The organism is Simplicispira sp. GW247-4R2A (assembly GCF_059424465.1).
In genome coordinates this window covers 41,020-59,660 of sequence record NZ_JBWKZM010000028.1, presented here as the reverse complement: position 1 = coordinate 59,660, position 18,641 = coordinate 41,020, and the positions used below count along the sequence as shown (strand labels likewise).

Sequence of the window (18,641 nt, the reverse complement as noted above, 5' to 3'; positions counted from 1 at the left end):
GGGCGCCGGCTGGCTACCATCGCAGGCTATTGCCCCGCTTTGCCGCGTTGCCTGCCCATGCCAATTGCCCGCCCCTACCACTTCTTCCCCGTATTTACACGCGGCCGCATGCGTTGGGGGCTGCTGCTGACCCTGGGGCTGCTGGCAGCATTGCTGGCGGGCGGCGGCTGGTGGTGGCAACAGCGCGCCGGCAAGGCCCAGGGTGTTGAGGCGACCAAGCCGGGCGGACGTGGCGGGCGCTTCGCGGGGCCGGCCGTACAGCCCGTATCGGTGGGTGAGGTGCGGCGCGAGAACCTGCGGGTGCGCGTCAGCGCCATTGGCAGCATGAGCGCGCGCGCCACGGCGGTGGTGAGGGCAAAGGTGTCGGGCGAACTCACCGAACTGCACTTCAAGGAAGGCGACGAGGTCAAGGCCGGTACGCTGCTGGCCCGCATCGACCCGCGCAGCTACCAGGCTGCGCTCGGCCAGGTGCAGGGCGCGCTCACCCGGGACGAGGCCTTGCTGGCCAACGCGCGCATGGACCTGGCGCGCTACCGCGAGCTGCAGCAGCAAAACTCCATTGCCAGCCAGCAGGTGGACACGCAGGCCGCCCTGGTGCGCCAGCTCGAAGGCACGGTGGCCGCAGACCGTGCGGCGCGCGATGCGGCGCAGCTGCAGCTCTCGTACACCCGCATCACGGCGCCCATTTCGGGACGCCTCGGCCTGCGCCAGGCCGACCGGGGCAACGTGGTGGCCCCGGGGGACGCGAACGGCATCGTCACCATCACGCAGGTGCGGCCCATCGACGCCGTGTTCTCGGTGCCCGAAGGCCTGCTGCCGCAAATCACACCGCGCCTGGCGAGCAAGACCCCGCTGCCCGTCGAGCTGTGGGACCGCGAGATGCGCCAGCGCCTGGGGTCGGGCGTGGTCAGTGCGCTGGACAACGCCATCGACACCGCCACGGGCAGCATCCGCATCAAGGCGGCCTTTCCCAACGAGAACGGCGCGCTGTTTCCCAACCAGTTCGTCAATGTCAAGCTTGAACTCGACACCTTGAAAGATACGCTCACGGTCCCCGCCACGGCCTTGCAAAATGGCCATGTGTACCTGGTCAAGGACGATGGCACCGTGGCCTGGACAGCGGTGCGCGCCGGCCCGCAGGACGGCGATCGACTGAGCGTGCAGGCGGATCTTCCCGTGGGGGCGAAGGTGGTGACCGATGGGCTGGACCGCCTGCGCGATGGCGCCAAGGTCAATGTCATCGCGCCCGCCGCACCGGGCGCGGCGCCGGTGGTGAAGGCGCGGCGGTTTGACCCCTCGACGCTGCCGCCCGAGGTGCGCGCCAAGCTGGCCACGATGTCGCCTGAAGAGCGCCGCGCGTTCCTCTCCGCGCGCCGGGCCAAGGCTGCGGCCAGCCGTCCGGTCGAAGCGGCCACTGCTGCGGCCTCGGCCCCGGCGTCCGCCTCGGTCCCAGCGTCGGCCGGTCGGCCGTGATCGCCTCGGCCGGTCTCTTGCGGCGGGTCCTTTTCGCATGAATATCTCGCGCCTTTTCATCCTGCGGCCGGTGGCGACGTCGCTGCTGATGCTCGCCTTGCTGCTCAGCGGCCTGCTGGCGCTGCGCCTGCTGCCGGTGTCGGCCCTGCCCGAGGTGGATTACCCCACCATCCAGGTCACCACGCTCTACCCAGGCGCCAGCCCCGATGTGATGACCGCCACGGTCACCGCGCCGCTGGAGCGCCAGTTTGGCCAGATGCAGGGGCTGACGCAGATGTCGTCCACCAGCTCGGGCGGCGCCTCGGTGATCACGCTGCGCTTTTCGCTGGGCGTGGCCATGGACGTGGCCGAGCAGGAGGTGCAGGCGGCCATCAATGCCGGCAGCAACCTGCTGCCGAACGATTTGCCGATGCCGCCGCTCTACAGCAAGGTCAACCCGGCGGATGCGCCCATCATGACGCTGGCGATCACGTCACCCTCGCTGCCGGTGATCCGCGTCAACGACCTGGTCGAAAACCGCCTGGCACCGCGACTTTCCCAGGTGTCCGGTGTGGGCCTGGTGGCGGTGGCGGGCGGACGCCGGCCGGCCGTGCGCATCCAGGTCAACCCGGCCACGCTGGCGGGCCTGGGTTTGGGCCTGGACGACGTGCGCGCGGCAATAGCCGCGGCCAACGTGCGCCAGGCCAAGGGCAGCTTTGACGGGCCGGATCGAGCGTCGAGCATCGACGCCAACGACCAGCTGCAATCGGCCACCGAGTACCGCAACCTGGTGCTGGCGTTTCGCAATGGGTCCCCCATTCGCCTCAGCGACATTGCCGAAACCGTGGACGACGCCGAGAACACGCGCCTGGCCGCCTGGGCGGGCACACCGGCGACGGGCAGCCGCGCCGGCGTCATCCTCAACATCCAGCGCCAGCCCGGTGCCAACGTTATCGACACCGTGGACCGCATCCAGGCGCTGCTGCCGCAACTGCGCAGCAGCTTGCCGGCCTCGCTTGACGTGCAGGTACTCAGCGACCGCACCGTCACCATCCGCGCCTCGGTGCGCGACATGCAGTACGAGCTGCTGCTGGCCATTGCGCTGGTGGTGGCGGTCATTTTTGTGTTCTTGCGCAGTGGCACCGCCACGCTGATCCCGGCCGTGGCGGTGCCACTCTCGCTGATTGGCACCTTGGGCGTGATGTATTTGGCTGGGTTTTCCATCAACAACCTGACTTTGATGGCGCTGACGATTTCGACCGGATTCGTCGTGGACGATGCCATCGTGATGATCGAGAACATTGCCCGTCATCTAGAGCATCCCGAGGCAGTGCCGCTCACCCCGCTTCAAGCCGCTCTCGAAGGCTCGCGCCAGATCGGTTTCACCATCATCTCGCTGACGATTTCGCTCATCGCGGTGCTGATTCCGCTCTTGTTCATGGGCGACGTGGTGGGGCGCCTGTTCCATGAATTCGCCATCACCATGGCGGTGTCCATCGTGATCTCTGCTGGCGTGTCGCTGACGCTCACGCCCATGCTCTGCGCGCGGCTGCTGCGCGCGCCCGAGCCGGAGAAGCACGGCCGGCTGTTCCACGCCACGGGGCGCTTCTTTGACCGCACCGTTGCCGCCTATGGCCGCATGCTCGAAGTGGTGCTGGATCACAGCGTGCTGACCTGGGTGGTGTTCCTGGCCACGTTGGCACTCACGGTACTGCTCTATTTCTGGGTGCCCAAGGGCTTTTTCCCAACGCAGGACACGGGGCTTTTGCAGGCCACCACCGAGGCCGACCAATCCATCTCGTTTGCCGCCATGGCCGAGCGCCAGCAGGCCGTGGCCGAGCGCTTGCTGCAAGACCCGGCGGTGCAAAGCGTCTCCTCGTTCATCGGTGTGGATGGGCAGAACACCACGCTCAACAGCGGCCGCATGCTGATCGACCTGCGCCCACACAGCACGCGCGATGCGGCTCCCGTGGTGCAGCAGCGGTTGCTGGCGGCCGCGCAGGGCCTGCCCGGCATCCGGCTGTTCGTGCAGCCAGTGCAGGATTTGACGATTGAAGACCGCGTGGCGCGCACCCAGTACCAATTGTTGCTCTCGTCTCCCGACGCCGCGGCGCTAGAGACGGCGACCCAGGCGATGCAGGAGCGCCTGCACGCGCTGCCGGGGCTCTCGGACGTGGCCAGCGACTTGCAGGACCAGGGCTTGCAGGCCTACGTTGCCATCGACCGCGCGCAGGCCGGCCGACTGGGTGTCACCGTGGCGGCGATCGATACCGCGCTCTACAACGCCTTTGGCCAGCGCCTGATATCCACCATCTTCACCCAGTCCAACCAGTACCGCGTGGTGCTGGAAGTGGCACCGCGCTTCGCCATCGGCCCGGAGGCACTGGCCGGCATCTACGTGCCGACAACGGGGGTGGTGGGCGGCGCGCCGGTGCCGCTCTCATCCGTGGCGCATATCGAAGAGCGGCACACACCGCTGGCCGTCAACCATGTGGGCCAGTTGCCGGCTGCGACGCTGTCGTTCAACGCTGCGCCTGGGGTGGCGCTGGGCGATGCGGTCGCCCAGGTGCAAAAGGCGCTGGAGCAGGCACGCGCCGACGGCGCTGTCGGCGCCGCAGTCGACGCGAGCTTTCAAGGGGCGGCGCTGGCTTTCCAGGCGTCGCTGTCGAACACGCTGCTGCTGATCCTGGCGGCGGTGGTCACCATGTACATCGTGCTCGGCGTGCTCTACGAGAGCATGGTGCACCCGGTGACGATTCTCTCGACCCTGCCTTCGGCCACGGTGGGGGCGCTGCTGGCGCTCAAGCTGGCAGGGGCCGAGCTCGACATCGTGGCCGTGATCGGCATCGTGCTGCTCATCGGCATCGTCAAGAAGAACGCCATCATGATGATCGACTTCGCGCTCGACGCCCAGCGCGAGCGGGGCCTTACGCCCCGCGCCTCCATCACCGAGGCCTGCCTGCTGCGCTTTCGGCCCATCCTGATGACGACGCTGGCGGCGCTGTTTGGTGCGCTGCCGATGATGCTGGGCAGCGGCGTGGGCAGCGAGCTGCGCTTTCCGCTGGGGGTCACGGTGGTGGGCGGGCTGATCCTGAGCCAGTTGCTGACGCTGTTCACCACGCCGGTGATTTATCTGACGTTTGAGCATGCCGCCGAACGCTGGCGCGCGCGCCGGGCGCGCAAGGAATCGGGCCATGCACCTGCCTGATTTTCTAGGCGAAATCGGCCGCCAGCGCACGTCTTGCTTGCGTGAGGCAGTCGAAAAACATAGCAACTTGAAATTGGGGTCAGATTCCAATTCTTTGCCTGATTGGAGGGCGGAGGCCGGGGTGTGCGCCCGGCGGCGCAGTAACTTTCTTTCGCGTCGCCGAAAGAAAGTCACCAAAGAAAGGGCGACCCTGCTGTCCGTGACCCCCACGCTGCGCGCGGGGGCAACCTGCGATGCTCGTTCACGGGGCGCGCTGCGGAACTCGCTGCGCGCTTTCGCGCTTCGCTCAAACAGCCGCAGCGAGTCAGTCAACGAAGGCGTGTGTCCTTCGGCACACGCCCGCCCCGCGCCCTGCGCTTCTCGGCACGGCCAGAAGGGACCCCGGCAATACGGGCCATCGCTGCGCTCCGCCCCGCTGGGGCAGGCGCTGCGCGCCGCGAAAACAAGGCCGAGCGCAGCGATGGCCCGTGTCGTGCCCAACCCCCTTCTGGATGCGCCTGTGGCGGAGTGCTTGCGGGGTGACATGCGCGTCGGAGCGCGCATGCTTCGTCAACTGACTCGCCGCATTTGTCCGAACGAAGCGCTGCAGGCGCGCAGTGAGTTATGCGGCGCACCCCGCAAGTGCTTCGACGCAGGTTGCCCCGTAGCGCAGCGAAGGGGACGCAGACAGCAGGGTCGCCTTCTCTTTGGTGACTTTCTCTTGGCGACCAAGAGAAAGTTACTGCGCCGCCGGGCGCATACCCCGGCTCCCGCCCTCAAATTAGGCAAAGAATTGGAATCTGACCCCAATTCCACCCTACGCCGCCGGGCGCACACCCCGACCTCCGTCCTCAGCAAAAACAAAAAGTCAAAAAATATAGCTGTCAGCGCAATACCCATAAGCGCTAGCGGCCAAAGACACTATAAATCTTGCAGGAGAAGCCAGCCATGAGCCTCTCCACCCCCTTCATCCACCGCCCGGTGGGCACGCTGCTGCTGACGCTGGCGCTGGTGCTCGCGGGGGGTGTCGCCTACTTTTTGCTGCCCGTGGCGCCGCTGCCGCAGGTGGATTACCCCACCATTTCCGTGTCTGCGAGCCTGCCTGGCGCCAGCCCCGACACCATGGCCGCCACCGTGGCCACGCCGCTTGAGCGTGCGCTGGGCGCGATTGCCGGCGTGACCGAGATGACATCGCGCTCGTCCCAGGGCAGTACCCGCGTCACGCTGCAGTTTGACCTGGGCCGCACGGTCGATGGCGCGGCGCGCGACGTGCAGGCGGCCATTAACGCCTCGCGCAGGCTGCTGCCCAGCGGCATGCCCAGCAACCCGAGTTACCGCAAGGTCAACCCGGCGGATTCGCCCATCCTGATCCTGGCGCTGACATCCGCCACGCTGACACGCGGGCAGATGTACGACGCCGCCTCCACCGTGCTGGCGCAAAAGCTCTCGCAGGTCGAGGGCGTGGGCCAGGCCACGGTGAGCGGCGGCGCGCTGCCGGCCGTGCGCGTCGAGCTCGATCCGACACGCCTGTCCGCCAACGGTATTTCGCTGGAGCAGGTGCGCAGCGCCATCACCAGCAGCAACGGCCGGCGGCCCTTGGGCGTGGTGGAGCGTGAAGACCATTACTGGCAAATTGGTGCCAACGACCAGGCCAGCGTGGCCGCTGACTACGCCCCGCTGGTGCTGCGCTGGAACGCCAACGGCAGCGCCGTGCTGCTGCGCGACGTGGCCGACGTGGTCAACGGCGTGCAGGACGTGCGCAATTACGGCGTGGCCAATGGCAAGCCGGCCATCCTGCTGCAGGTGTACAAGCAGCCGGGGGCGAACATCCTGGACGCGGTGGACCGCGTGCGGGCCTTGTTGCCGCAGCTCGAAGCCTCCATCCCGGCGGCCATCAATGTGCAGATCGTCTCCGACCGCACGCCCACGCTGCGCGCCTCGGTGCGCGAAGTGCAGCGTGCGCTGTTGCTTGCCGTGGCGCTGGTGGTGATGGTGGTGTTCCTGTTTCTGCGCAGTTTTCGCGCCGCACTGGTGCCCAGCGTGGCCGTGCCGGCGTCGCTCATGGGCGCGTTTGGCGTCATGTACCTGGCAGGCTATACGCTGGACAACCTCTCGCTCATGGCACTCACCATTGCCACGGGTTTCGTGGTGGACGACGCCATTGCCGTGCTGGAGAACATCGCCCGCCACATGGAGGGCGGCAAGAGCGCGCTGCAGGCGGCGCTTGCGGGTTCGCGCGAGATGGCCTTCACCGTGCTCTCGATGAGCATTTCGCTGGTGGCGGTGTTCGTGCCCATCATGTTCATGGGCGACGTGGTGGGCCGGTTCTTCCGCGAGTTTGCCGTCGTCATGTCGGCCGCCATTTTGATTTCGATGCTGGTCTCGCTCACCACCACGCCCACCTTGTGCGCTTTGCTGCTGCGCCCGCGGCCCGTGCGCGCTCCTTCGCGCATGGGCCAGGTCATGGACCGGTTTGGGGCGCGCAGCCAGCGCCTGTACCGCCGCAGCCTCGCGTGGTGCCTGCGCCACCCGGCGCTGGTGCTCGGCGCGCTGGTGGGGGTGATTGGGCTCAACGTATTTCTGTACGCCACGATTGAGAAGGGCTTCCTGCCCGAGCAGGACACGGGCCGCATCATGGGGTTTATCCGCGCCGACCAGGCCAGTTCCTACCAGGCGATGGAGCGGCGCATCAAGCGGTTTCTCGCCATTGTGGAGGCCGATCCGGCGGTGGAAAACGTCACAGGCTTCACCGGGGGCGGCCAGAGCAACGCGGGCGCCATGTTCATGACGCTCAAGCGGGGGCAGTCGTCCGACGCGGTGATCGCCCGCCTGCGCAACCAGCTCAAGGACGAGCCCGGCGCGCGCCTGTTCATGGTGCCCCAGCGCGATATCCGCATTGGTGGGCGCCAGAGCAGCGGCTCGTACGACTACACGCTGCAGGCCGACGACGTGGCCGATCTGCGCACCTGGGAGCCACGCATCCGCGAGGCCCTGGCCGCGCTGCCGCAGCTCGAAGACGTCAACAGCGACGTGCAGGACCACGGCGAGCAGACCACGCTGGATATCGACCGCGATGCCCTCGCGCGCCTGGGCCTCACGGTGGCGCAGGTGGACGCGACGCTCAACGACGCCTTCGGCCAGCGCCAGGTCGGCGTCATCTACAACCCGCTCAACCAGTACCGCGTGGTGATGGAGGCGGCGCCGCGTTTCCTGCAAGATCCCAAGGCCCTGGACGGCTTCTTTTTCATCTCGAAAACCGGCCAGCAGGTGCCACTGTCGGCCTTTGCCAAACTGCGCAGCACCATTACGCCGCTGGCCGTGAGCCACGAGGGCGGCACGCCCGCCAGCACCATCAGCTTTGGCCTGGCGCAAAACATGTCGCTGTCGGACGCCACCGACGCCATCGAGCAGGCCGTGGCCAGCCTGGGCGTTCCGGTGTCGGTGCGCGGCAGCTTTGGCGGCAACGCGGGGGCGTTCCAGAAGGCGCTGGCAAGCCAGCCGCTGCTGATTCTTGCGGCCCTGGTGACCATTTACCTGGTACTGGGGGTGTTGTACGAGAGCCTGGTGCACCCGCTCACCATCCTTTCGACCCTGCCGTCGGCCGGGGTCGGCGCGCTGCTGGCGCTGATGCTGTTTCACACCGAGTTTTCCCTCATCGCGCTGATTGGGGTGTTCCTCTTGATCGGCATCGTCAAGAAAAACGCCATCCTGATGATCGACTTCGCCCTGGCGCACCAGCGCGGTGGCCATGCCAGCGCTGCCCAGTCCATCTACCGCGCCGCCTCGCTGCGTCTGCGCCCCATTTTGATGACCACCATGGCCGCCATATTCGGTGCGCTGCCACTGGCGCTCGGCCGGGGCGACGGCGCCGAGCTGCGCCAGCCGCTGGGCATCGCCGTGGTCGGCGGCCTGCTGGTGAGCCAGTTGCTCACGCTGTACACCACGCCTGTGGTGTACATGGTGCTTGAGCGCCTGCGCCAGCGGGTGCAGCGCACGCCGCCCCGCCCTGCAGCCGTACCCCGCCTGGAGACCGTTTGATGTTGGCTTTGCCTCGCCTGTTCCTGTTTGTGCCGTCGCGAATCCCACTGGCTCAGATCGCCCTGGTCTGCCTGCTTGTTGGCTGCGCCGCACCCCCCAGACAGGCATTGCCCGCCGCGCCGGTGCCCGCCGCGTGGAAAGAGGGCGCTGCGGCCCAGGCCGGTTTCTGGCACCTGGCGCAGCCGGGGGAGGGCGTGCAGGCCCAGTGGTGGACGCGCTATGGCGACCCGGTGCTCAACACCCTGCAAGACCAGGCGCAGCGCGGCAACCCGGGCCTGGCGCAAAGTGCTGCGCGTCTGCGCGGCGCGCAGGCCGCCGTGGCCGGTGCGCGTGCGCCGCTGTTGCCGCAACTGGGCCTGGCCGCCAGCAGCCAGCGCGCGCAGGCGACGCCAGGCAGCAGCCCCGCCAACAGCCAGTCGCTGGGCCTGAACGCCAGTTGGGAAGTGGACCTGTGGGGGCGCGTGGCAGGCAGCGTCGATGCCGCCCAGGCCAGTGCCCAGGCCAGCAGCGCCGATCTGGCAGCGGCCCGCTTGTCGCTGCAGGCGCTGGTGGCGCAAAGCTATTTCGCCCTGCGCGCTGCCGAAGCGCAGGAGCAATTGCTGGCCTCCACGCTCGCCGCCTACGACGAAAGCCGCACGCTTACCCGCAACCGTGTGCAGGCCGGGGTGGCCCCGCCGTCCGACGCTGACCAAGCCGAGTCTCAGTACCAGAGCACACGCGCCCAGTGGCTGGACGCGCAGGCCACCCGCGCCCAATGGGGGCACGCCCTGGCCGCGCTGGTGGGCGAGGCGCCCGCCAACTTTGCGCTGGCGCCGTCGGCGCAGCTCCCCCACCCGCCGGCCGTGCCGCTGGCGCTGCCCGCCGAGCTGCTGCAGCGCCGCCCCGATATCGCTGCCGCCCAGTTCAACGTGGCCGCCGCCAATGCCCAGCTCGGCGTGGCGCACAGCGCCTTTTTCCCGGCGCTCACGCTCTCGGCCAGTGCGGGCTACCGTGCCAGCAGCCTGGCATCGCTCATTTCGGCCCCCAACTTGGTGTGGTCGCTGGGGCCGCAAATGGCGCTGGCGTTGTTCGACGGTGGTGCGCGCACGGCGGCGGTGGAGGGCGCCATGGCCAATGTGGACCTGGCGGCAGCCACGTACCGGGGGGCGGTCATTGCCGCGCTGCAAGAGGTGGAAGATGCGCTCAGTACCGGCGCCTCCCTGCAACAGCAGGCACAGGCGCAGCAGCTTGCCATAGCGGCCGCCCAGCGAGCGTTCGCGGTGGCGCAAAACCAGTACCGCGCGGGCACCGTCGGCTACCTGAACGTGCTGTCGGCCCAGGCCACGCTGCTCGCGGGCCAGCGCAGCCTGATCGAGCTGCAGCGCCAGCAACTGGTGGCGGTCAACACCTTGTTGAAAAACCTGGGGGGCGGCTGGCCCGAGCAGGCTTTAACCGATTGAGAACCGTTCCTGCAGGGCCTCGCCAAAGGCTGGGGTGGCGCTCAACGTCAGCGTGAGCGTGCAGCGCCCGCCGCCCAGGGCCGGTGGGCGGTGCTGCAGGCTGGCTGTCTCGATGTCGAAGCGCGCGCTCAGGTCGCCCGCACCCTCCTGCTGGCATTGCAGGTCGAAGTCCCAGTCGGCCGCGGCGTCCCCTTCAACGGGCGCTCCCCATTCGGCGCATGCCCAGGTGAGCACGGCCTGCACCTCGCGCAGCGCCGCGTCCAGGCGCTCGGGCAGCACGCAGGCCATGGCGTCCCAGCTAGCGCTGCCGTGGCCGTCTTCGCTGTAGTCAAAATCGAGGTAGTTCAACACCATGGGGGCATTGTCCCCTCCGCCCGCCATGACCCGCATCGAACCCGCTCTCGTCCTTGAACAGATAGAGGTGCACTGGCCGCACGGTACGCCGTTTCCTGCGCTCGACTGGCGCGTGCCCGCTGGCGCCGCCCTGGTGCAGGGTGGGCCGGGCAGCGGCAAGACCACCGTCTTGCGCCTGCTGGCGGGGGCCTTGCCGGAAGCGCGGGGGCGCATTCTGCTGCACGGCGCCCCCGTGCAGCCTGCCCAGGTGTTCTGGTCCGAGCGCGAAGCCGAGGGCTGCGAAAAGCTGCTGGTGCGCGACTGGTGGCGTGCGCTGGCGGGGCGCTACCCGGCTTGGGACGCTGCGGCACTGGCGCGGCATGTGGATGGCTTTGCACTGGCGCCGCACCAGGACAAAGCCTTCTTCATGCTCTCGACCGGCACGCGCCGCAAGGCCTGGCTGGCGGCCGCGCTGGCCAGTGGCGCGCCGCTGACGCTGATCGACGAGCCGCTGGCCGGGCTGGATCTTGCTTCGGCACGCTACCTGGCAGCCGCCATTGCCGAAGCGGCGCAGCAGCCGAATCGCGTGATCGTGGTGGCGCACGATGCTCCTCTGGCGGATGTGCCCTGGGCGGCCCAGCTGGCGCTGCCGGATGCGGCATAGAGTGCTTCAGAAATAATAGCTGCTCGCGCTTGCTGCTATTGCGCTAGAGGCCAAAAATTCTTGAAATTCTGGCTACATCGCCCGGAACTGCGCCGCATACAAGCGGCTGACGGCAAACGCTTCTGGCCGGCCATGCAGCTGCAGGGTGAGCTTGCCGCTCTCGCTGCGCACCGCGCTGGCGATGGCGCTGGCGCGCACCAGCGTGCCACGGTGGATCTGCCAGAACTGCTGGGTGTCGAGCTGGGCCAGCAGTTCGCGCAGCGGCGTGCGGATCAGGTGCTCGCGCGTGGCGGTGAGCACGCGCACGTATTTGTCGGCCGCCTCGAACACCAGCACCTCATCGACCGGCACCATCTCGATGCGGCTGCCGTGTCCGGCCTGGATGAAGCGCAGCAGGCCGCCTGCGGGGGCGGCGCCCGTCGCAGGGCTGGGCCCGGCCCCCAGCAGGCTGCGCAACTGGGCGAGCGTGGTCTCTGGCAGCGGCACGGCGCTGCTGCGTGCGGCCAGCAGTTGCTGCACGCGCGCCACGGTTTTCTGCAAGCGCCCGGCCTGCAGGGGTTTGAGCAAATAGTCCACCGCCTGTGCCTCGAAAGCCTGTACGGCGTACTGGTCGTAGGCGGTGAGGAAGACCAGTGCCGGGAAGGGGTTGCCGTCCGGCCAGGCGTCCACCAGTTCAACGGCGGCGTCCAGCCCACTCTGGCCCGGCATGCGGATGTCGAAGAACAGCACTTCAGGCTGCAGCGCCAGCGCTTCGCGCACGGCAGACAGGCCGTCGCCCACGCTGGCCAGAATCTGTAGTTCGGGCCAGGCCTGGGCCAGCGCGTGCTGCAGGTCGGCGGCCAGCAGGGGTTCGTCCTCGGCAATCAGGGCGCGGGGTGCAGGGAGGCTCATGGGGTGGGTGAGTTCAAAGGAAAAGTGACTCTAGCGCTTGTTCCGCTTGCGCCACAAGCTATCAATTCGAGAGTTCCGTGCTCGCCGTACAAGGTGCTGAGCCGCTCGCGCACCTGCACCAGCCCAAAGTGGCTGCCGGGGCGGTCCGTGGCGTGCTCGGGCGACGCACGAAGGCCGACGCCGGTATCCGCCACTTCGAGCCGCAGCAGCGTGCCCGCAGGGCCGGGCAGGGTGCTGGCGCGCAGAGCGATGTGGCCACCGCCGACCTGCGGCTCCAGCCCGTGGCGAATGGCGTTCTCCACCAGTGGCTGCAGCAGCAGCGGCGGCACCGGCACATCCCGCAGCGCGTCGGGCAACTCCAGCGTGAAGGCCAGGCGCGGCCCCATGCGCACGGCCATGATTTCCAGGTAGTCGGCCAGGCGCGCAAACTCATCGGCGAGCGGGTGCAGCGCGGAGCGGGCACCGCCCAGGGTGGCGCGCAGGTAGGCGATCAGGTGGTCCAGCATGGCCTGGGCGCGCGGCGGGTCGGTGGCGATCAGCACGCGCAGGTTGGCCAGGGTGTTGAACACCATGTGAGGCTCCAACTGGGCTTCCAGGAGTTTGAGCCGTGTTTCGGTGGCCTGGGCACGGACTTCGCTCATCTGTGCGCGCAGCGTGGCGCGGTGTCCCCGGCTGTAGAAGAAATACGTGCCCACAAGCCCGGCCACCAGCGTGATGGCCACCGAAATACGCAGTTGCGCCCGACCACCCGTATCCCACGATGAAAACCCAAACCACGCGTCGGCCAGCGCCGTGCCGCCCAGGTAGCCCAGCACCATGCCGCACGCAGGCAGCGCAATGCCTGGCACACCGGCGGGCCAGCCCGTCGCGGCACTGGAGGGGAACAGATGGCGCCCGAAATCGATGCAGGCCCAGGTCAGGCTGCCGATGGCCAGCGAATAGACCAGGGGGAATTCGTAGGGCCGCTCGGGCTGGACGGCATATTGAAGGGCCGCGATGGCCAGGCAGAAGGCCAGGGTCTGCAGCAGATGCCGCAGCTTGTCGATCCAGTCGATCCTTTGGGCTTGGGCCGCTTGGGTCGCGGTGTCAGTGTCCATCGCGCTGGCGCTGCAACCGCTCGCGCTCCTTTTGCACCATGCGCTCGCGCAGGCTGCTGCCCGTGCCCAGCACAAACACCGAGATACCGTGCAGCGCCAGCCCCAAACCCCAGCCCAGCAGCGGGAAGACCGACCAGGGCCGGCTGCCGAATCCATGGCGCGACAGGGCGAAGAGCCCCAGATTCACCAGGGTGAACACCAGCGCGTGCAGGTACCAACCGAGCTTGGCGCCGGCACGCCTGCGGGCCAGCTGTTCGATCGTGTCGGGGGAGAGGGGTGTGGGCATGGGGAATTTTAGGCAAGGGCGGGTGCTCGGTCTTGGCGCACCGGGTGCAAAGTCCGCCTTCATTGCGCGCGCTGTTGCAAGGGCTGCAGGTGCGCGGCAAAGAAGGCCACGATGCGTGCATCCACCTGGGGCAATACGCTGCGGTCGAAATCGGGCGGGTCGCCCAGCAGTTCGCGCTCCACGCCATTGAGCAGGCGCAATGGGGGCATCGGCGAGAGCATGGCGCCATGGCCCGCGTTCGGCAGGTGGGCGATGTGCGTGCAGCGATCCTGGCAGGCGGCCAGCACGGCGCTGCTGTGAAAGCGCGGCACCTGGTTGGTGTCTTTCCCGGCGGTGACCAGGCCCAAGGGAATGCGTGGGGTGGCCAGGCTGTCCATGTCGAAGTCGGCGGCAAAGGGCACGCTGGCCACGGCCGCCTGCACGCGCGGGTCGTGGTAGGCGTACAGAGTGTCGTCGCCAAAGCGGTAGCGGATCACGGCCAGCGCCACGGCCTTCTTCAGCCCGTCCAGCAGGTCGCCGTGCAAGCGCGTAATGAAGCCCACGCAGGAAGAGAAGTCCTCTGCGATGTGGGCTTCGCAATGCTGCGCAAAGCGCGCGGGGGACCAGCGGCCCCCGGCGAACACCAGGGCCGTATGGCCGCCGGCCGAGCCGCCGAAAATGCCCACCTTGTCCAGGGCCAGAAGGGGCGCCAGCCGGGCATCCCGTGCCACGGTATCCACCGCGCGGGAGACCTCGGCGGGGCGCCGTTTCCAGCTCTCTGGGCCGGGGCTGGACGGGTCTTTGTAGTTGTCGCCCGCATGTTCGGGCAGCGCCACCACGAATCCGGCCGTGACCAGCGCGCGGGCCAGATCGGTGTGCACCCAGGGGCTGCCGCCGGAGCCATGCGAGATGACAACCAGCCGGCCATTGCCTTGCACGGGGGTGCCTTGCCAGGCCAGTTGCAGCGAGAAGGGGCCGCGCTGAACGGGTTCGTCTGCTTCGCTGGCTGGGTAGAACACGGTGACCGGGCCGTCACCTTGGGCGCCGGGCAGTTCCATCAAACCCACGCCCGCGTGGCCTGCCATGGTGGCAAAGGCCAGGCAAGATGCCATCAGTAGCTGCTTCATGACGGTGTCTCTCAGGAGCGGCGGTCTTGCGCAAAAATGCGATTGCGCTCGGCCTGCACCAGGCGCTCGTGCAGATCGCTGCCGCTGGCCAACAGAAACACGGACACACCATGCACCAGCAGGCCCAGACCCCAGCCGAGCGCCGGGAACACCGCCCAGTGGCGGCCGCTGCTCGCCGACAGCGTGACCAGCAGCAGATTGACCAGGAGGTACACCGAGGCGTGCGCGTACCAGCCCATTTTGGCCCGGGCGCGGCGCTGCGCCAAGCGTTCAAGTGCTTCGGCGCTCAGGGGGGATGTGGTGCGGGCCATGGTGTAGTCTTTCAGGCGATGGCGATGGTTTGTGCGGGGGTGCCGGTTCTTGCCAGGCGCAGCAGCTGCCCGGCGCGGGCCGCAAACACGCCGTTGAAAGCCCCATACAGCATGGCAACCTGGAAGGCAAAGTGGTTGTCGTGTGCCAGTGGCGGCTGTAAGGCCAGCTCCACGCCCACCCCATATTTCACCAAGAAAATCCCCACGATGAGCAGCAGGGGCCAGGCGCTGCCCGGCAGATGAAAGCGCTGGCGCGCGGCGTCGTAGCGTGCGCCCGCGGGTGGCGCGCGGTGCAGCCACAGCGAGACCGCCGCCACGGCGCAGGCGGTGGCCAGCCAGGCGGCCAGAATGCCGGCGATCTGCGATGCGCCGCCAAAGGCCGAAGCCATGCCCCAGGCCGAGAACACCGCCATGGCCATTGGCATCAATAGCACCCGGCGCAGGCCGGCGCTGCGCGCAAAGAGCTGGCTGGCGCCCAGCCAGATCAGGGCGGCAAGCAGCATCCACACCCAGGTGGGAGTGTGCTGGACGATGGCTAGCAGCATGCGGGGCTGCTGGGTGGCGAGGGTCAGAAGCATGGTGAACCTTTGAATATTGGCGAGGAGGCCGTACTCTCGCTGCCACGGCCTTTCCTGGTTACACGATTGCGACAGAATGCGAAATTCCCGCCGCCAAGTGCTTTATCGGTGCGTGAAATGCGCTGCTCTTGTGGGTGTTCCCCCGGTTCCGGCAGCGCACGTGCCTGTGCAAAAGCTGATAAGCTGGTTTCAACAAATGGTTACATCGCTCTAACGAATCTTCATTCGAGAAGGGCTGTCTTGATGCCACGTGCCGCCGCTTGCAGACGGCTCACCGATTTGGACGCCGCTTTCGTCTTCGCATGACAACCGACTGCCCACCACCGCCCCATTCCGCCAGTTCACTTGCACTGGGGCTGCCAGACAGCGCCATCCTGGACGTGATCACGCGCGGCACTGGCGCAACGGTGGCGCTGATCAATCGCGAGTTGCAGGTGGTCTATTGCAACGACGAATACGCACGCTGGTTCGAAACCACGAGCGATCAAATTGTGGGCAAGACCCTCATTGACCTCTATGGCGCTGCAGACAGCCTGCGCTTCATGCCTTTTGTCGAACGGGTGTTGGCTGGTGAGCGCATGGAATACCAGCGCCTGCTGCGCAACCCCTATGGCGCGGAGGATTGGCGCACCATCTGCCTGACGCCGGCGCGCAATGCCAGCGGCGAGATTGCCGGTTTCATCACCTCGGCGCTCGATGTGCACGAGCTGCAGGTGACCATGAGCGCCCTGCGGGCTGCAAACCAGCGCCTCTCCTCGCACATGGACAACAGCCCGTTGGCGGTGCTGGAGATGGACCAGGAGCTGCGCCTGCTGCATTGCTCGGAACGTGCCGTTCAGCTCATGGGCTGGGAGCAGGAGGAGACGCTTGAGGGGCGCTATTTGCCGGATTTGCTTCAGTCGGTGGACGAGCGTCTGAACCAGGCGCTGCAGCGTCTGCAACAAGGGCACGAAGGGCAAAACCGTGCAGAAACCTGTTTGGTGCGCCAAGACGGCACCGAAATCCACGCCGAGTGGTTCAACTCGGCGTTGACGGACACGCATGGCAGTGTCACGTCCATCATGGCGCTGGTGCAGGATGTATCGGACCGGGTGCAGATCGCGCGCCAACAGCAGTATGTGGCGAACCACGATGCGCTCACGGGTTTGTACAACCGCGCCGCGTTTCATGAGCAACTCGGCATCTCGTTGGCGCTGGCCAAGTGCGGTGGCAGCGGCGTGGCGCTGCTGTTCATTGACCTCGATGGTTTCAAGCGCGTCAATGATGAGCAGGGCCACCAGGCGGGCGACGAAGTCCTGCGCATCGTCGCGCAGCGGCTGATGGGTGCGGTGCGCGAGGGCGATACCGTGGCGCGTCTGGGGGGAGATGAGTTCCTCGTCATGCTCGACAGCGACCTCACGCTCCACGAACCCCATGTCATAGGGCACCGCATCATCGAAGCGCTGAATCAGCCCATGGTGGTGGACGGAAACAGCCTGTGCGTGGGCGCCAGCATTGGCGTGGCGGTGCACCCACCCATGGCGGGCGAGATCGACGTGCTAATGGGGGCTGCCGACCAGGCGATGTATGCCGCCAAGCGCGAAGGCAAAGGATGCCTGCGCTACGCCGATATGCCTGCCTGAGCGTTGCCCCCTTGGCCGCCTGGCAGGGCAATGCTTTGTTCGAAGCAAAAGAAATTGCCTGGGTCGTACGCTGCCTTGGCGCGCTGCAGGGTCGGGTAGGCTGGCCCCCAATAGGCGTCGCTGAAATTTTGCAGACGGCTGTCGGGGTAGTTCTGGTACACGTGCCCGTTCAGAAATGGGCGTACCAGTTGCATGAAACGATCGAGCCAGGCCTCCATCTGTACGCGCTCCTGCGGGTTGCGCCAGAACACATCGACCACCAAGTCGGCGTCCACATTGCGGTGAATGAAGGCGCTGTCCTGCACCGGGTAGCGGTTGATGGCGCCACCGTATGGCTCCAGGTAGGCAAGCGACCACGGGTTGGGCGAGGTGGCAAAGAAGTCGACGATGCTTTGCCACTGCGCTTGTGTGAGGGGTTGGCTGATGTAACCGCAGGCTTTGGTTTCGCAAATGCCCTCTGGCAGGGCGTCGGGCAGCGTGTAAGGGTGGTCTTCGAGCCAAACGTTCATGTCCGGATAGGTCCCGGTTTTGCTGACCAGCAACTGCGCGCCGGGGATGGCGAGCAAGGGCGCAATGGCCTGCATGCCCGCCTCGGCCGTGCCGCAGAACATGCCCTGTGCCATGTACACCGGTTGCCCGTTCAGGATGCCCAGGTTCATCATGTAGCCCAGTGCATCCGGCGCTCCTGTGCGCATGTAGTGACGCTGCAGCAGTTCAAGCACCTGCGCAGCGCTGGCAGCATCCCAGCCAATGGACCAGGCCCAGACCTGGTCGAGCGGCAGCATGCGGTAGGTCACCTGCAGCAGCACGCCGAAGTTGCCGCCCGTGCCTCCGCGCATGGCCCACCACAGCAGAGGGTTTTCGCGCTCGCTGGCGGTGACGATACGGCCATCGGCAAGCGCCACGCGCATGGATTCGACCAGATCGCTCTGGATGCCAAACGCGCGTGAGGTGTAGCCATAGCCGCCACCCTGCACAAAGCCGCCGACACACACGCTGCCGCAGGCCCCGGTCGGCACATGCCAGCCGGTGTGGTTCATGGCAGCGTTGAAATGGTCGAAATCAGTGCCGGGCAGCACATGCACCCGGTGGGCCGGGCGGTCGAGCACCACGCCGCGCATTTCGCTCAGATCCACCACCATGCCGTCGTTCACCGAGTAGCCGGCGGTGCTGTGGCCGCCGCAGCGCACGGCCACCCAGAGGTTGTATCGCTGTGCGACGGCCAGGCATTCGAGCACATCGTTCTCACAGATGCAGTACACGATGAGCTGCGGGAATGCCTGGAACGCGGGATTCGACTCTTGCCGGGCGGCGTTGTAGTCGGGGCTCGAAGGCAGCACGATGCGCCCCGCCAGTGCCGCCTCCAGCCGTGCCGCAGCATCCCATGGCAGGGTGGGGGGTGCCGCCTGACTGGCCCCCAACGCTTGAAAATATGCTACGCGGGCGTCTTTGGCGAGGCGGGCGGGACTCTTGCGATGGGCCATGGAAATCTGCTCCAGAGAGAAAAGTCCTCGTGTGTAGCGCAACCTGCCTCACTTGCGCAAGCGAATCAGAAGCATTCTGTTCACAGCCGGTGCCGCCATGCGCTTGGCGGGGCGGGATAATCCACCGCTTTCAGCACGCCCCGAGGGGCCAAA

General features: G+C 67.2%; 14 protein-coding genes. 6 read left to right on the top strand and 8 right to left on the bottom strand.

Annotated features, from left to right (window positions below):
* The 4 genes from AC07ZH_RS16785 to AC07ZH_RS16770 form a co-directional block, all read left to right on the top strand.
* On the top strand, window positions 1-1,473 hold a 1,473-nt coding region (locus AC07ZH_RS16785; RefSeq protein WP_495200637.1), incomplete at its 5' end, for an efflux RND transporter periplasmic adaptor subunit.
* Between the two features lie 37 nt (window positions 1,474-1,510).
* Complete coding sequence (locus AC07ZH_RS16780) at window positions 1,511-4,660, top strand: multidrug efflux RND transporter permease subunit (protein WP_495200636.1); 3,150 nt, start codon at window positions 1,511-1,513, stop codon at window positions 4,658-4,660.
* Between the two features lie 927 nt (window positions 4,661-5,587).
* Window positions 5,588-8,677 carry an efflux RND transporter permease subunit gene (locus AC07ZH_RS16775; protein ID WP_495200635.1) on the top strand — a complete coding sequence of 1,030 codons (3,090 nt, stop codon included), beginning with the start codon at window positions 5,588-5,590 and terminating at the stop codon, window positions 8,675-8,677.
* Complete coding sequence (locus tag AC07ZH_RS16770; RefSeq protein ID WP_495200634.1) at window positions 8,677-10,116, top strand: efflux transporter outer membrane subunit; 1,440 nt, start codon at window positions 8,677-8,679, stop codon at window positions 10,114-10,116. The genes AC07ZH_RS16775 and AC07ZH_RS16770 overlap by 1 nt, the downstream gene beginning before the upstream one ends.
* On the opposite strand, the gene AC07ZH_RS16765 is transcribed toward AC07ZH_RS16770, so the two are convergent.
* Window positions 10,105-10,470 carry a hypothetical protein gene (locus AC07ZH_RS16765; protein ID WP_495200633.1) on the bottom strand — a complete coding sequence of 122 codons (366 nt, stop codon included), beginning with the start codon at window positions 10,468-10,470 and terminating at the stop codon, window positions 10,105-10,107. The two genes, AC07ZH_RS16770 and AC07ZH_RS16765, sit on opposite strands and share 12 nt — an antisense overlap.
* A gap of 25 nt (window positions 10,471-10,495) precedes the next feature.
* On the opposite strand from AC07ZH_RS16765, the gene AC07ZH_RS16760 reads away from it, so the two are divergent.
* Entirely contained in the window at window positions 10,496-11,113 is a 618-nt protein-coding gene (locus AC07ZH_RS16760; protein ID WP_495200632.1) for an ABC transporter ATP-binding protein, read from the top strand.
* Between the two features lie 72 nt (window positions 11,114-11,185).
* Here AC07ZH_RS16760 and AC07ZH_RS16755 read toward each other — a convergent pair whose 3' ends face one another.
* The 6 genes from AC07ZH_RS16755 to AC07ZH_RS16730 are packed head-to-tail and all read right to left on the bottom strand — an operon-like array spanning window position 11,186 to window position 15,382.
* Window positions 11,186-12,004: a LytR/AlgR family response regulator transcription factor gene (locus AC07ZH_RS16755; protein WP_495200631.1), complete on the bottom strand. Its 819-nt coding sequence runs from the start codon at window positions 12,002-12,004 to the stop codon at window positions 11,186-11,188.
* Complete coding sequence (locus AC07ZH_RS16750) at window positions 12,001-13,101, bottom strand: sensor histidine kinase (protein ID WP_495200630.1); 1,101 nt, start codon at window positions 13,099-13,101, stop codon at window positions 12,001-12,003. Before AC07ZH_RS16750 ends, AC07ZH_RS16755 begins: the two co-directional genes overlap by 4 nt.
* Entirely contained in the window at window positions 13,091-13,387 is a 297-nt protein-coding gene (locus AC07ZH_RS16745; RefSeq protein WP_495200629.1) for a 2TM domain-containing protein, read from the bottom strand. The genes AC07ZH_RS16750 and AC07ZH_RS16745 overlap by 11 nt, the downstream gene beginning before the upstream one ends.
* A gap of 59 nt (window positions 13,388-13,446) precedes the next feature.
* On the bottom strand, window positions 13,447-14,493 hold the full coding sequence (locus AC07ZH_RS16740; RefSeq protein WP_495200628.1) for an alpha/beta hydrolase family protein: 1,047 nt from the start codon (window positions 14,491-14,493) through the stop codon (window positions 13,447-13,449).
* An 11-nt stretch (window positions 14,494-14,504) separates the two neighbouring features.
* Window positions 14,505-14,804, bottom strand: coding sequence for a 2TM domain-containing protein (locus AC07ZH_RS16735; RefSeq protein WP_495200627.1), 300 nt, complete (start codon window positions 14,802-14,804; stop codon window positions 14,505-14,507).
* An 11-nt stretch (window positions 14,805-14,815) separates the two neighbouring features.
* Window positions 14,816-15,382, bottom strand: coding sequence for a DUF6622 family protein (locus AC07ZH_RS16730; RefSeq protein WP_495200626.1), 567 nt, complete (start codon window positions 15,380-15,382; stop codon window positions 14,816-14,818).
* A gap of 302 nt (window positions 15,383-15,684) precedes the next feature.
* Between AC07ZH_RS16730 and AC07ZH_RS16725 the strand changes: the two genes are divergently transcribed.
* Window positions 15,685-17,004: a diguanylate cyclase domain-containing protein gene (locus AC07ZH_RS16725; protein ID WP_119108659.1), complete on the top strand. Its 1,320-nt coding sequence runs from the start codon at window positions 15,685-15,687 to the stop codon at window positions 17,002-17,004.
* On the opposite strand, the gene AC07ZH_RS16720 is transcribed toward AC07ZH_RS16725, so the two are convergent.
* Window positions 16,983-18,488, bottom strand: coding sequence for an FAD-binding oxidoreductase (locus AC07ZH_RS16720; protein ID WP_119108658.1), 1,506 nt, complete (start codon window positions 18,486-18,488; stop codon window positions 16,983-16,985). The two genes, AC07ZH_RS16725 and AC07ZH_RS16720, sit on opposite strands and share 22 nt — an antisense overlap.
* Window positions 18,489-18,641 lie beyond the last annotated feature (153 nt).

What these genes read in the sequence shown, in the direction of transcription:
- AC07ZH_RS16780 (WP_495200636.1), top strand. Translation starts at nt 1,511, where the DNA reads ATGAATATCTCGCGCCTTTTCATCCTGCGGCCGGTGGCGACGTCGCTG.
- AC07ZH_RS16775 (WP_495200635.1), top strand. Translation starts at nt 5,588, where the DNA reads ATGAGCCTCTCCACCCCCTTCATCCACCGCCCGGTGGGCACGCTGCTG.
- AC07ZH_RS16770 (WP_495200634.1), top strand. Translation starts at nt 8,677, where the DNA reads ATGTTGGCTTTGCCTCGCCTGTTCCTGTTTGTGCCGTCGCGAATCCCA.
- AC07ZH_RS16765 (WP_495200633.1), bottom strand. Translation starts at nt 10,470, where the DNA reads ATGGTGTTGAACTACCTCGATTTTGACTACAGCGAAGACGGCCACGGC.
- AC07ZH_RS16760 (WP_495200632.1), top strand. Translation starts at nt 10,496, where the DNA reads ATGACCCGCATCGAACCCGCTCTCGTCCTTGAACAGATAGAGGTGCAC.
- AC07ZH_RS16755 (WP_495200631.1), bottom strand. Translation starts at nt 12,004, where the DNA reads ATGAGCCTCCCTGCACCCCGCGCCCTGATTGCCGAGGACGAACCCCTG.
- AC07ZH_RS16750 (WP_495200630.1), bottom strand. Translation starts at nt 13,101, where the DNA reads ATGGACACTGACACCGCGACCCAAGCGGCCCAAGCCCAAAGGATCGAC.
- AC07ZH_RS16745 (WP_495200629.1), bottom strand. Translation starts at nt 13,387, where the DNA reads ATGCCCACACCCCTCTCCCCCGACACGATCGAACAGCTGGCCCGCAGG.
- AC07ZH_RS16740 (WP_495200628.1), bottom strand. Translation starts at nt 14,493, where the DNA reads ATGAAGCAGCTACTGATGGCATCTTGCCTGGCCTTTGCCACCATGGCA.
- AC07ZH_RS16735 (WP_495200627.1), bottom strand. Translation starts at nt 14,804, where the DNA reads ATGGCCCGCACCACATCCCCCCTGAGCGCCGAAGCACTTGAACGCTTG.
- AC07ZH_RS16730 (WP_495200626.1), bottom strand. Translation starts at nt 15,382, where the DNA reads ATGCTTCTGACCCTCGCCACCCAGCAGCCCCGCATGCTGCTAGCCATC.
- AC07ZH_RS16725 (WP_119108659.1), top strand. Translation starts at nt 15,685, where the DNA reads ATGACAACCGACTGCCCACCACCGCCCCATTCCGCCAGTTCACTTGCA.
- AC07ZH_RS16720 (WP_119108658.1), bottom strand. Translation starts at nt 18,488, where the DNA reads ATGGCCCATCGCAAGAGTCCCGCCCGCCTCGCCAAAGACGCCCGCGTA.